The organism is Paramagnetospirillum sp. (assembly GCF_058402745.1).
The window spans coordinates 165,480-177,971 of the sequence record NZ_JBZVFI010000015.1; the positions used below are offsets into that span (position 1 = coordinate 165,480).

Sequence of the window (12,492 nt, forward strand, 5' to 3'; positions counted from 1 at the left end):
CCGTCAGGGCGTCATGTCCCCCGCCCGCCCCTGCAGGTAGGTCAGCAGGAAGGCGGCCTCGGACTCGTTCAGCGGCACCAGGCGGCGCATCATGTTGAAATGGCCGATCCAGGAATCGGCCGTATACTCCTCGGGCCGCCGCCGGACGTGGCACAGGGTGCAGTTGTCCTGATACATGCGCTCGCCATAGGCCCACAGGGGGGCCGGGTCGCGCAGCAGGCCGGCCGCCGGCACCCAGCCCCGCAGGCGTTGCGCCGTCCAGGTCTGGCCCGTCTCGGTATCTTCCTTCGTCTCCCCGCTTTCCAGCAGGGACCGGGCGGCCTCCTTCAGGCTGACGACGGTCATGCGCTTGCCGAAGCGGCCGTAGAGGATGGCCGGCGTGTCGTCACGGGCCCAGGCGGCGATCTCGATCTTCACCGCATCGCCCACCACGCCCACCACGCGCACCGGAACCGCCGCCGCCAGTTCCCCCATCGGCTCGGAATCGGGCCGGGGCCGCAGAGGCCGGGCTTCGAGGGCATAGACGACGTCACCCACCGCCGGAATCGTGTTCCGCGCCTCGGCCGACAGGGCGGCGAACATGGCCCGGTGCTTCAGGGTGACGTCGGGCATCCTGTGGGCGATCGCCTTGTGGCAGTCGATGCAGGTCTTGCCCGCCTTGGCGGCTTCCCGCATGGCGCGGGCCGCCTTCATGGATTGCTTGTGGAAGGCCATGGCCTCGAAGGAATGGCAATTGCGGCATTCGCGCGAATCGCTGGCCCGCATGCGCTCCCATTCCCGCGCCGCCAGATCGTGGCGGCGGCTCTCGAACTTCTCCGGGGTGTCGATGGAGCCCCGCGCCCAGTGGAACAGCTCGGTGGAGGCCTGAACCTTGCGGAGCAGCTTGTGCGTCCAGTCGCGGGGCACATGGCAGTCCGGGCACCCCGCCCGCACCCCGGAGCGGTTCTGGAAATGGGGGGATTGCTGGTATTCCACGTAGACGGTATCACGCATCACGTGACATGAAATACAGAACGACGTGGTGTTGGTGGCCTCCAGCAGGGTGTTGAAGCCGCCCCAGGCCGTGATGCCCGCCGCCAGCCAGAACAGGCTGAACCACCAGAGTCCGCGCAACGCCGCCTCCCCCGTCGATAAGGAAGGGGCCGGAGATGATCCGGCCCCTGTATTAGAGTCCTTACTTGTCGAAAGGCTGCGGACGCGGGGTGTTCTCGTTGGACGGCGGCAGGATGGGCAGCGCGAAGCTGGGCTGGTCGCCGGTCAGGCTCTTGAGGAAGGCGACGATCTTGTCGTTCTCGTCCTTGGTGAACTTCTTGCCCAACTGAATGCGGCCCATGGTGTCCACCGCGTCGGCCAGGGTGGCGGCCTCGCCGTCATGGAAGTAGGGATAGGTCAGTTCGGCGTTACGCAGCGTCGGCACCTTGAAGAAGAAGCGGTCGGCCTCCTCCTTGGTCACCGCCACGCGGCCCTCGGCCGGGCTGCTGGACTTGTAGGGCTCGACCACGCCCATCTTCTGGTAGGTGTTGCCGCCGGCGGCAGCGCCGTTGTGGCAGCCGGTGCAGCCCGAGTCCTTGAACAGCTCGTAGCCGGCCACTTCCTGGGCGGAGAGCGCCTTCTTGTCGCCCTTCAGCCACTTGTCGAAGCGGGAGTTGGGGGTGACCAGGGTCTCCTCGAAGGCAGCGATCGCCTTGGTGACGCCGTCCACGGTGATCTTGTCCGACTTGAACACCTTCTTGTACTCGTCCACATAGGCCGGGATGGACTGCAGCACCGACAGCGCCAGGGTGTGGGTCGAGGCCATCTCGCCGGGATTGGCGATGGGGCCGCCCGCCTGATCCTGCAGGGTCAGCGCCCGGCCATCCCAGAACTGGGCCAGATTCAGGCTGGAGTTCAGCACCGTGGGGGCGTTGATCGGCCCCTTCTGCCAGTTGTGGCCGATGGAGGTCTTCAGGTTGTCGGTGCCGCCCATGGACAGGTTGTGGCAGGAATTGCACGAGATGAACCCGGACTTGGACAGGCGCGGATCGAAATAGAGCTTCTTGCCCAGTTCGACCATCCCGGCATCCTTGACCTTGGCCGGTACGATGGGCTGGATGGGTTCGGACGCCGCCAGGGCCGGGACGGCTCCAAGTCCCAGGAAAAGGGCGAGCGAAAGCGTCATGCGTCTGATCATGGCATGGTACCCCTGATATGGATCTTCTGAGCGTGGCCGCCCCCCGGAGGACTTCCCCCTGCTCCGCCGGCTCTCTCTCTCCATCCGGCGGTGCCCGGGCTGCGAACACGGCAACCATACTCACAACTTTAATGTGGGTTTGGAAGATGTATTTAGAATTCTTCTAACTCTAAGCCATTCGCATATGTCCGAAAGCAAAGCGGCGGCCTCCCTTTCGGAAGGCCGCCGCCCGTTCAGGCTATGACCGTGAAGGCCTATACCAAACTGCGATGAGCCCGACTCATTGCAGTTTGGCCAGGCCCGAGGGGCCGCGCCGCTTATGCGGCGGGAGCCAAGCCGCCACGGGCGGCGCCCGGCGATTGAGGGCGATGCGCTGATCGGTTCCGATCAGCGCATCTTGGTATTACGCCTTCAACGCGGTCAGCACCTCGTCCAGCATCTTCTTGGCGTCGCCGAACAGCATCCGGTTGTTCTCCTTGTAGAACAGCGGATTGTCGACGCCGGCATAACCGGACGCCATGGAACGCTTCATGACGATGGAGGTCTTGGCCTTCCACACCTCCAGCACCGGCATGCCGGCGATGGGGGAGTTGGGATCGTCCTGCGCCGCCGGATTGACGATGTCGTTGGCGCCGATGACCATGGCGACGTCCGTCTCGGGGAAGTCGTCGTTGATCTCGTCCATCTCCATGACGATGTCGTAGGGCACCTTGGCCTCGGCCAGCAGCACGTTCATGTGGCCAGGCATGCGGCCCGCCACCGGGTGGATGCCGAAGCGGATGTTGATCCCCTTCTCCCGCAGGTGCTTGGTGATCTCGTAGACCGTGTGCTGGGCCTGGGCCACCGCCATGCCGTAGCCGGGAACGATGATCACGCTCTTGGCGTCCTTCAGCAGTTCGGCGGTCTCGGCGGCGCTGACCGGGACGACCTCGCCCGCCGGCTGGCCGTCGGCCGCCGCCGCCACCGAGCCGCCGCCGGTGCCGAAGCCGCCGGCGATGACGCTGATGAAGTTGCGGTTCATGGCCCGGCACATGATATAGGACAGGATCGCGCCCGAGGAGCCCACCAGGGCGCCGGTGACGATCAGCAGGTCGTTGTTCAGCATGAAGCCGGTGGCCGCCGCCGCCCAGCCGGAATAGCTGTTCAGCATGGAGACCACGACGGGCATGTCGGCGCCGCCGATGGCCATCACCATGTGGACGCCGAAGGCCAGGGCGATCAGGGTCATGACGAACAGGGCGAAGAAGCCGCCGCCGGCGGTCTCGGCGTTGAGGAAGCCCTTGCCCACCCAGATCACCACCAGCAGGCCGGCCAGGTTGATCAGATGGCGGGCGGGCAGCAGCAGCGGCTTGCCGTCGATCTTGGCCGACAGCTTGCCGAAGGCGATCAGCGAGCCCGAGAAGGTGACGGCGCCGATCAGGATGCCCACATAGATTTCGGCGTCATGGATGGTCTTCTCCACGCCCACGAAGGTGTGAGCGGTGTCGAAGTAGCTGGCGAAACCGACGAGACAGGCGGCGAGGCCGACCAGCGAGTGCATCAGGGCGACCAGTTCGGGCATCTGGGTCATCTGCACGGTGCGGGCGGCGTACAGGCCGACCGAGCCGCCGATGGCCATGGCGATGATGATCCACGGCACGCCGCCCCAGGTGACCTGGGGACCGAACACCGTGGCGATTACGGCCAGCGCCATGCCGATCATGCCGAAGACGTTGCCCCGGCGCGACGTCTCGGGATTGGAGAGGCCGCCGAGCGAGAGGATGAACAGGATGGTGGCACCGATATAGGAAACGGTGGCGAGACTTGCGGACATGGTGCCCCCCTTACTTGCGGAACATCGCCAACATGCGCTTGGTGACCGCGAAGCCGCCGAACATGTTGATCGAGGTGAGAATGATGCTGATCACCGCCAGCAGGCCGATCCAGAAGCCCGGCCGCGACACGCCCTCGTCCAGGGGAGGCGAGATCTGGACCAGGGCGCCGATGACGATGATCGACGAGATGGCGTTGGTGACGCTCATCAGCGGGGTATGCAGCGCGGGGGTGACGTTCCAGACGACCATGTAGCCCACGAAGCAGGCCAGCACGAACACGGTGAAATGGCCCAGGAAGGCCGCCGGGGCGTTGGCCCCCACGAACCAGAAGACCAGCGCGCCGATGCCGAAGGTGATGGCCAGGGACTTGATGCTCATGGGCTCGCCCGCGCCGTGGCCGTGGCCGGACTTCTTGGCCGGGGCCGGAGCGGCGGCGGCGGCGGCCTTGGGCGCCGGCGGGGCCGGCAGCACCAGGGGCGGCGGCGGCCAGGTGATCTCGCCGTCCTTGATGACGGTGAGGCCGCGGATGGCGTCATCCTCCATGTTGACGTCGATGGTGCCGTCCTTGCCCTTGCACAGTTCCTCGGTCAGGCGCAGCAGGTTGGTGGCGTACAGCGTCGAGGCCTGCTTGGACAGGCGGCTCGGCAGGTCGGCATAGCCGACGATGGTCACGCCGTGGCGCACCACCACCTCGCCCGGAACGGTCAGCTCGCAATTGCCGCCCTGCTCGGCGGCCATGTCGACGATGACGCTGCCGGCCTTCATGGACTTGACCATGTCGGCGGTGATCAGGCGGGGCGCCGGCTTGCCGGGGATCAGGGCGGTGGTGATGATGATGTCCACCTCACGCGCCTGGCTCGCGTACATCTCGCGCTGGGCGGCCTGGAAGCCCTCGCTCATGACCTTGGCGTAGCCGCCGCCGCCCGAGCCCTCTTCCTCGTAATCCACCTTGACGAACTCGGCGCCCATGGACTTGACCTGATCGGCCACCTCGGCGCGGGTGTCGTTGGCGCGCACCACGGCGCCCAGGCCCACCGAGGTGCCGATGGCGGCCAGGCCGGCCACGCCGGCGCCGGCCACGAACACCTTGGCCGGCGGAACCTTGCCGGCGGCGGTGATCTGGCCGGTGAAGAAGCGGCCGAACTGGTTGGCGGCCTCGATCACCGCGCGGTAGCCGGCGATGTTGGCCATGGAGGAGAGCGCATCCATCTTCTGGGCGCGCGAGAGCTGGCGCGGCACGCAATCCATGGCCAGCACGGTGATCTTGCGGGCCTTCAGGGCTTCCATCAGGTCGGGGTTCTGGGCGGGCCAGATGAAGCCGATCAGGGTGGTGCCTTCCTTGATCAGCGCCACCTCGTCCATGGAGGGGGCGCGGACCTTGAACACCAGGTTGGACGAATCCCAAAGCTCGGCGGGGCTCTTGGCGATGGTGGCGCCCGCCGCCACATAGGAGTCATCATCGAAATTGGCGAGCGCACCCGCCCCCGTCTCGACCACCACCGAGAAACCCAGCTTGATCAGCTTCTCGACGACGTCGGGAACCGTTGCCACCCGCTTTTCGTTGGGGAACGTTTCCCTGGGAACACCAATGGTCAGAGACATGGCTTCTCCTGTTGTTGGCTGTTACTGCGTTTGCCGTACATTTTGCCGAGAACAATGCCTTCTGAGCGGCGGTTTGCCAAGCCCGATCTGGATTGAAAATCAGTCGTTTGGACCTATTTTACACTAGGGGTCTCCCACGGAGGGCGCATGACCTTGATCAAGGAGCCGGAAGGGCGATTGGCGCCATCCTGGCCGCTGTTTCCAGGAGGAGCCATGCCCAGGCGGGTGGTAATCGCGACCCTCATCGCCTCCGCCCTCGGGGCGGCGGCCCCGGCCGCCGCCGACCCTCTGGGCTGGCGCTACGAAATCATGTGGGGCGGCTTTCATGCCGGCGACATGGCAGTCACCCGCGATGACCAGGCGGGCGCGGTACGCACCGGCATGACCATCCGCACCGTCGGCCTGTTCGACAAGCTCCTGCGCCTGCGTTTCGCCGCCGAGGGCGGCGGGACGGAAAAAGGGGCCGGCGAGCTGGATTCCGAGCATTACCAGACCCGCTTCAGGGGCCGCTACCAGGAGCAGATGCTGCGGGTCCACTACAGCGGCGGCGAGGCCGTCACCGTGCTCGACGAGGTGCTGGCGGTGTTCGCCCCGCCGCCCGAGGACGACGAACCCGCCCCCGCCGTGCCGGCCGAGGCCCGCAGGGGCGTCGGCGATCCCCTGACCAACGTGGCGGTGGTGGGCCGCAAGGCCCAGCAGGCCATGGCTGGAACGGGACCGGCGAGTTTCCGGGTGGCGGGTTATGACGGCCGCCGCGCCTACGACTTCGACGTGGCGGTCAAGGGTCCCCGGCACATCGACATCCGCGGCCGGGGATACGACACCATCGAGCTGTCCATGGTGCTGCGTCCGGTGGCGGGGTTCAAGCCGCGCTTCCAGAAGATGTGGTCGGGGGCCGAGTACGTCGTCCATCTCGACCCCGACTCCCTGCTGCCCGTGCGCATCTACACCGACAGCTTCGCCGCCGCCACGGTGATCAACGCCATCGAGCCCTGCCGGGTGGCCGCCGAGCAATGCGCCCCGCTGCTGGCGGCGGGGCGCTGACCCGCTCCTACATGGCCTCCAGCTCGTCGATGAAGCCGATGACCACGTCCAGGCCCTGGCGCCAGAATTGCGGGTCGCCGGCGTCCAGGCCGAAGGGCGCCAGCAGATCCTGGTGCCGCAGCGTGCCGCCGGCCCGCAGCATGTCCAGATACTTGGCGGGGAAATCGGCGATGCCGCCCCTGGCGTAGACCGAGTACAGCGAGTTCACCAGGCAGTCGCCGAAGGCGTAGGCGTAGACGTAGAACGGCGAATGGACGAAATGGGGGATGTAGGTCCAGAAATGCCGGTACTCGTCGTCGAAGCGGAAGGCCGGGCCCAGGCTGTCGGCCTGCACGCTCATCCACAGCTCGCCGATGCGGTCGGGTGACAGCTCGCCCCGGCGCCGCTCGTCATGCAGCAGGGATTCGAACTCGTAGAACGCCACCTGGCGAACCACGGTATTGATCATGTCCTCCACCTTGGAGGCCAGCATGATGCGGCGGCTCTTGGGCGACGATTCCCTCTCGAGCATGGCGCGGAAGGTCAGCATCTCGCCGAACACCGAGGCGGTCTCGGCGAGCGTCAGCGGCGTGTCGGACATCAGCCCGCCCTGCACGCCGGCCAGCACCTGATGCACGCCGTGGCCCAGTTCGTGGGCGAGCGTCATCACGTCCCTGGCCTTGCCCTGGTAGTTGACCAGCAGATAGGGATGCACCGCCGGCACGGTGGGATGGGCGAAGGCGCCGGGCGACTTGCCGGGACGCACCGGGGCGTCGATCCAGTTGTTGTCGAAGAAGCGCTTGCCCAGCGCCGCCATGTCGGGCGAGAAGGCCCCATAGGCGCCCAGCACCGTGTCCCGGGCCTGTTCCCAGGTATACTTGCGGTCATCGTCGTCGGGAAGCGGCGCGTTGCGGTCCCAGTAATCCATCCTGTCGACGCCGAACCACTTGGCCTTCAGGGCGTAGTAGCGGTGGGACAGCTGCGGGAAGCAGCCCTTCACCGCCGAGACCAGGGCGTCCACCACCTGATCCTCGACCTGATTGGACAGGTTGCGGTAGGACTGGGGCCGGGCGTAGTTGCGCCACTTGTCCTCGATCTCCTTTTCCTTGGCCAGGGTGTTGGTGATCAGCGCGAACAGCGGCGCGTTGTCGCCCAGCACCTTGCCCAGGGACTTGGCGGCCTCCCTGCGCCGGGCGCCGTCCTTGTCGCTCAGGCAGTTGAGCACCTCGGCCGAGGTCACCTCCTCGCCGCCCAGGGGAAAGCGCAGCCGGGCCATGGTTTCGTCGAACAGCCGGTTCCAGGCCGCCGTGCCGACCACGTGCAGCTCGTGCAGCATCTTCTCGGCCTCGTCCGACAGCTGGTGCGGCCGGAAGACGCGCAGGTCGCGCAGCCAGGGGGCGTAATGGGCCGCCTCGGGAGCCTTGAGCTTCTCCGCCAGCACGGAATCGTCGAGGCGGTTGATCTCCAGGGTGAAGAACAGGGTGTGGGTGGAGATGTCGGTCACCCGCTCCTGCATGCCCTGGTAGAAGCGGCCGCGCTCGGAATCCGAGACGTCGCCGGAATAGAGCAGCTGGGCGTAGGACATGGCGCGGTAGATGATCTGGCCGATGCGCTCGTACTCGGCGATGGCCCTGCCCAGCTCGGCGCCCGGCAGCGCGGCCAGCTTGCCGGCATAGGCGGCCTCGAAGGCCAGGGACGCCGAGGCGGCGGCCTGCAGGTCGGACTCCAGCTCCGGCGAATCCGGCGCGGGGTAAAGATCGGAAAGATCCCATTCGGGAAGGGTGCCGAGATCGTTGGCCGATGCTACAAAGGTCATGCGCTGTCTCCTTGCTGCGACACAATATAAGGAGGCGGCCACGGCGCGAACAGGGAGTTTCGACGCATGGAAGTTGACTTCGCCGCGCAGACCAGCCTGCCGGCCATGTTCCTGGGCCAGGCCGACCGCCTCGGCTCCCGCCCCTTCCTCGGCCATAAGGCCGCCGGGACCTGGCAGGCGCTGTCCTGGGCGGAAACGGCCGGACGCGTCCTGGCGCTGGCCGCCGGCCTGCGCGCCCTGGGACTGGAACCCGGCGACCGGGTCATGCTGGTGGCCGAGAACCGCCCCGAATGGGCCATGGCCGATCTGGCCATCATGGCGGCCGGCGGCATCAGCGTGCCGGCCTACACCACCAACACCGTCGCCGACCATCTGCACATCCTGGAGAATTCCGGCGCCCGCCTGGTGATCGTCTCCACCCGCCAGCTGGCCGAGCGGGTGCTGCCCGCCGCCGCCCGCTCGGACCGGGCGCCGGCCATCATCGCCATGGAACCCCTGAGTCTGGCCCAGTCGCCCGGCGTGGACGTGCATGCCTGGGATTCGGTGCTGGAGCTGGGCCGAAGCGGAGCGGAATCGATCCGGGACACGGTCGCCGGCCTGACGCGCGACGGCATCGCCTGCCTGATCTACACCTCGGGCACCGGCGGCGTGCCCAAGGGGGTGATGCTGTCCCACGGCGCCATCCTGTGCAATTGCATGGGAGCCGCCGACGTGCTGCGCGAGCTGGGGCTGGAGAACGAGGTGTTCCTGTCCTTCCTGCCGCTGTCCCATGCCTACGAGCATACGGCGGGCCTGTACTTCCCCATCTCCATCGGCGCCGAAATCCGTTACGCCGAGGGTATCGAGCATCTGGCCTCCAACATGGCCGAGGTGTCGCCCACCATCATGACGGCGGTGCCCCGCCTGTACGAGACCATGCGGACCAGGATTCTCAAGGGGCTGGCCCGGGTCAGCCCCCTGCGCCGCCGCCTGTTCATGACGGCGCTGGACCTGGGCGCCAGACGCATCGAGGGCCGGCGCCTCGGCCCGTTCGACCGCCTGGCCGATTGGGTGCTGGAGCGGCTGGTGCGCGACAAGGTCCGCGCCCGCTTCGGCGGCCGGCTCAAGGCCTTCGTCTCGGGCGGCGCCCCCCTGCCCTACGAGGTGGGCATGTTCTTCCTGGCGCTCGGCGTGCGCATCCTGCAGGGCTACGGCCAGACGGAATCGGCGCCGGTCATCGCCGTCAACCGCCCCGGCCGCAACCGGATCGAAACCGTCGGCCCGCCCATGCTGGGCGTGGAGCTGAAAATCGCCGCCGACGGGGAAATCCTGGTCCGTGGCGAACTGGTGATGCGGGGCTATTGGCGCGATTCGGCCGCCACCGCCCAGGCCATCGATCCCGAGGGCTGGCTGCACACCGGCGATATCGGCGAGATCAACGCCGACGGCACCCTGCGCATCACCGACCGCAAGAAGGACATCATCGTCAATTCCGGCGGCGACAACGTGGCCCCCCAGCGCATCGAGAGCTTCCTGACCCTCGAGCCGGAAATCGCCCAGGCCATGGTCCACGGCGACCGCCGCCCCCATCTGGTCGCCCTGATCGTCCCCGACCGCGACTGGGTGCAGTCCTGGGCCGATTCCCGCGGCATGACCGCGCCGCTCGGGGATCTGATGGCGGGCGAAGACCTGCGGAAAGCGATCTCCCTTGTCATCGACCGCGTCAATCGCCAACTCTCCCCCATCGAGAAGATTCGGCGTTTTCTCATTGCGGATATGTCCTTCGACATAGAAAACGGCATGTTGACACCAACACTCAAGATTCGCCGCCATCAAATTCGGGAGATTTACGGAGTGGCCCTTGATGGTCTTTACGAAGAAAAGTCACAGGGCCGCAATCAGGCTTTGCCGTGAAAGCTTTGCCAACGGACGAAGAATGGATTGTTAACGGAATTCCCTCATTCCTGGATTGCGCTCCGCTACTATCCTGCCGTATTGCTTTTTGACGAAACCTTGCATTAAAAACAGTCTCGCCTACGTAAATAAGAACCAGAGACCGCCCGGCCAGATGTCACAAGCAGTTCCAGCAATGCCTCTGGCGCCGGCTCCGGCCAATGTCGATCTATCGAAGGTCAAGGCTCTGGTGTGCGAGCCGAGCCTTCCCATCCGCCAGGGCATCCGGCTGGCGCTCAACAATGTCGGCATCCGCGATATCGTCGAGGCCTCCACCTTCCTGGCCGCCCATCAGGCCTGCAAGGAAGGCGACCACGACTTCCTGGTCCTCAATCAGGAGATCGAGGCCAACGATTCCACCTTCATCATGCGCGAGTTGCGCTCGGGCGGCCTGGGCCGCGACCCCTTCATCCTGACGGTCATGCTGCTGGCCTCGCGCGAGGAGCCCAGGGTCCGCTCCGCCATCGATTGCGGCCCCGACGACCTGCTGCTGATTCCCTTCGCCCCCGACCAGCTGATGAGCCGCCTCAAGGTCCTGGTCGAGCGGCGCAAGCCCTTCGTGGTGACCCACGACTACATCGGCCCCGACCGCCGCGCCGCGCCGCGCCCCGGCGCCACCTCGGCCACCCAGTTCCAGGTTCCCAATCCGGTGCGGGCCCGTGGCACCAACCTGCCCCGCGACCGCTACGACCGCATGAAGCATGATTCCATCGTCGCCATCGGCATCGAGCGCATCAAGCGTCTGGGCGCCACCATGGACTGGGAATGCAACGCGCTGACCGTCAGCGCCCGCGAAGGCAAGATGACCCCCGAGAGCACCTATCGCAGCCTGCTGAAGCTGGAACAGGTGACCATGGAATTGTCGAACCGGGTCGCCAAGCAACTTGGACACGCCACCGAAACCATCGATGGACTGGTGGAAATGTGCCGCCGGTTGAAAGCCTCTCCGGGCAATGTCGCATTTTCGGATGTCGAGATCATCACCCAGACTTCGCGCCGAATTACCAGCACCTATAGTTCGCGATAGTTCCCATCGACTTCAGTATGCCCACCCGGGACCAAGCCCCCCCTGGATGACGACCTGGGGTAGTGCTAGATTATGGTTATTCGGGGATCTTCACCCTGCAGCCCCTGCGTCTTCCGGGGGATCGTGCATATGCTGGTCGGCCATTCCGATACCCTTGCCTTTCAAGACCCCGAGGACGTGTGCGCCAAGTCACCGTTCCGCGTGCTGGTGGTCGAGGACGATCTGGTTCACTTCACCTACTGCGACCACGTGCTGCGCAGCCTTTACGGCGACGCGCTGGAGCTTGAACGGGCGGTCGATTGCCAGGGCGCCATCGAGCTTTTGAGTTCCGGCCGCTTCGACATCTGCCTGCTGGATTACATGGTCAAGGGCGGCAACGCCAAGGACGTGCTGACCCGCATCGATTTCGGCTGCGTCGAGACTCCGGTGATCGTCATCAGCGCGCTGGACGACCGCGACACCATGCTCGAGGCGCTGCGCCACGGCGCCGACGATTACGTGGTGAAGGGACGCTTCGCCGAAAGCGACCTGCATCGGGCCATCCAATATGCCATCTACCGCAAGTACAAGGAAATGCGCCTGCGGCAGCGCGCGCTCTACGATCCGCTGACCGGGCTGGCCAACCGTCACCTGTTCTTCGACCGCCTGGACGAGGTTCACCGCTTCTCCACCCGCCACGGCGAGAAATACGCGGTGATGGTGGTCGATCTCGACCGCCTGAAGCATGTCAACGACACCAGGGGCCACGAGGCCGGCGACCGCTATATCCGCGCCGCCGCCAACGCGCTGGTCTGCTCCATGCGCTCCAGCGACACGGTGGCGCGGGCCGGCGGCGACGAGTTCGTGGCCATCCTGAAGAACATCCGCGACAAGCAAAGCCTGATGCGGCTGTGCGGCGTGGTGAAGGACAACATCGCCGCCAAGGCGGCCGCCGAGGAGGATCTGCCCGGTCCGCTGACCTGCTCCATCGGCATCGCCGTCAATCCGGACGATACCGAGACGCCGGCGGAGATGCTGCGCCTGGCCGACGCCGCCATGTACGTGGTCAAGCGCCAGGGCGGCAACGGCTTCCGCTTCGCGTGAGGGTCTGCGGGCGAGACGCCCGCGC

At 66.2% G+C, this 12,492-nt stretch carries 9 protein-coding genes; 4 read left to right on the top strand and 5 right to left on the bottom strand.

Features of this window, described 5'->3' with window-relative positions; genetic code table 11:
• Nucleotides 1-3: 3 nt before the first annotated feature.
• The 4 genes from ACV4UZ_RS12770 to ACV4UZ_RS12785 form a co-directional block, all read right to left on the bottom strand.
• Nucleotides 4-1,113: a NapC/NirT family cytochrome c gene (locus tag ACV4UZ_RS12770; protein ID WP_491601196.1), complete on the bottom strand. Its 1,110-nt coding sequence runs from the start codon at nt 1,111-1,113 to the stop codon at nt 4-6.
• A 61-nt stretch (nt 1,114-1,174) separates the two neighbouring features.
• Nucleotides 1,175-2,170 carry a cytochrome-c peroxidase gene (locus ACV4UZ_RS12775; RefSeq protein WP_491601197.1) on the bottom strand — a complete coding sequence of 332 codons (996 nt, stop codon included), beginning with the start codon at nt 2,168-2,170 and terminating at the stop codon, nt 1,175-1,177.
• 403 nt (nt 2,171-2,573) lie between these two features.
• A complete protein-coding gene (gene pntB, locus ACV4UZ_RS12780; protein ID WP_491601198.1) occupies nt 2,574-3,983 on the bottom strand; it encodes a Re/Si-specific NAD(P)(+) transhydrogenase subunit beta in 1,410 nt (469 codons plus the stop codon).
• A 10-nt stretch (nt 3,984-3,993) separates the two neighbouring features.
• Nucleotides 3,994-5,586 (bottom strand): Re/Si-specific NAD(P)(+) transhydrogenase subunit alpha, encoded by a 1,593-nt coding sequence (locus ACV4UZ_RS12785; protein ID WP_491601199.1) that lies wholly within the window; start codon nt 5,584-5,586, stop codon nt 3,994-3,996.
• A gap of 147 nt (nt 5,587-5,733) precedes the next feature.
• On the opposite strand from ACV4UZ_RS12785, the gene ACV4UZ_RS12790 reads away from it, so the two are divergent.
• Nucleotides 5,734-6,630 (top strand): DUF3108 domain-containing protein, encoded by an 897-nt coding sequence (locus tag ACV4UZ_RS12790; protein WP_491601200.1) that lies wholly within the window; start codon nt 5,734-5,736, stop codon nt 6,628-6,630.
• Nucleotides 6,631-6,637: 7 nt separating this feature from the next.
• On the opposite strand, the gene ACV4UZ_RS12795 is transcribed toward ACV4UZ_RS12790, so the two are convergent.
• Nucleotides 6,638-8,425 carry a M3 family oligoendopeptidase gene (locus tag ACV4UZ_RS12795; RefSeq protein WP_491601201.1) on the bottom strand — a complete coding sequence of 596 codons (1,788 nt, stop codon included), beginning with the start codon at nt 8,423-8,425 and terminating at the stop codon, nt 6,638-6,640.
• 66 nt (nt 8,426-8,491) lie between these two features.
• Here ACV4UZ_RS12795 and ACV4UZ_RS12800 point away from each other — a divergent pair, with 66 nt between their 5' ends.
• The 3 genes from ACV4UZ_RS12800 (at nt 8,492) to ACV4UZ_RS12810 (ending at nt 12,467) form a co-directional block, all read left to right on the top strand.
• Entirely contained in the window at nt 8,492-10,318 is a 1,827-nt protein-coding gene (locus tag ACV4UZ_RS12800) for an AMP-dependent synthetase/ligase (RefSeq protein ID WP_491601202.1), read from the top strand.
• Nucleotides 10,319-10,493: 175 nt separating this feature from the next.
• Nucleotides 10,494-11,384: a response regulator transcription factor gene (locus tag ACV4UZ_RS12805; RefSeq protein WP_491601203.1), complete on the top strand. Its 891-nt coding sequence runs from the start codon at nt 10,494-10,496 to the stop codon at nt 11,382-11,384.
• 129 nt (nt 11,385-11,513) lie between these two features.
• Entirely contained in the window at nt 11,514-12,467 is a 954-nt protein-coding gene (locus ACV4UZ_RS12810; protein ID WP_491601204.1) for a response regulator transcription factor, read from the top strand.
• Nucleotides 12,468-12,492: the final 25 nt, after the last annotated feature.

What these genes read in the sequence shown, in the direction of transcription:
- ACV4UZ_RS12795 (WP_491601201.1), bottom strand. Translation starts at nt 8,425, where the DNA reads ATGACCTTTGTAGCATCGGCCAACGATCTCGGCACCCTTCCCGAATGG.
- ACV4UZ_RS12805 (WP_491601203.1), top strand. Translation starts at nt 10,494, where the DNA reads ATGCCTCTGGCGCCGGCTCCGGCCAATGTCGATCTATCGAAGGTCAAG.
- ACV4UZ_RS12800 (WP_491601202.1), top strand. Translation starts at nt 8,492, where the DNA reads ATGGAAGTTGACTTCGCCGCGCAGACCAGCCTGCCGGCCATGTTCCTG.
- ACV4UZ_RS12790 (WP_491601200.1), top strand. Translation starts at nt 5,734, where the DNA reads ATGACCTTGATCAAGGAGCCGGAAGGGCGATTGGCGCCATCCTGGCCG.
- pntB (WP_491601198.1), bottom strand. Translation starts at nt 3,983, where the DNA reads ATGTCCGCAAGTCTCGCCACCGTTTCCTATATCGGTGCCACCATCCTG.
- ACV4UZ_RS12810 (WP_491601204.1), top strand. Translation starts at nt 11,514, where the DNA reads ATGCTGGTCGGCCATTCCGATACCCTTGCCTTTCAAGACCCCGAGGAC.
- ACV4UZ_RS12785 (WP_491601199.1), bottom strand. Translation starts at nt 5,586, where the DNA reads ATGTCTCTGACCATTGGTGTTCCCAGGGAAACGTTCCCCAACGAAAAG.
- ACV4UZ_RS12775 (WP_491601197.1), bottom strand. Translation starts at nt 2,170, where the DNA reads ATGATCAGACGCATGACGCTTTCGCTCGCCCTTTTCCTGGGACTTGGA.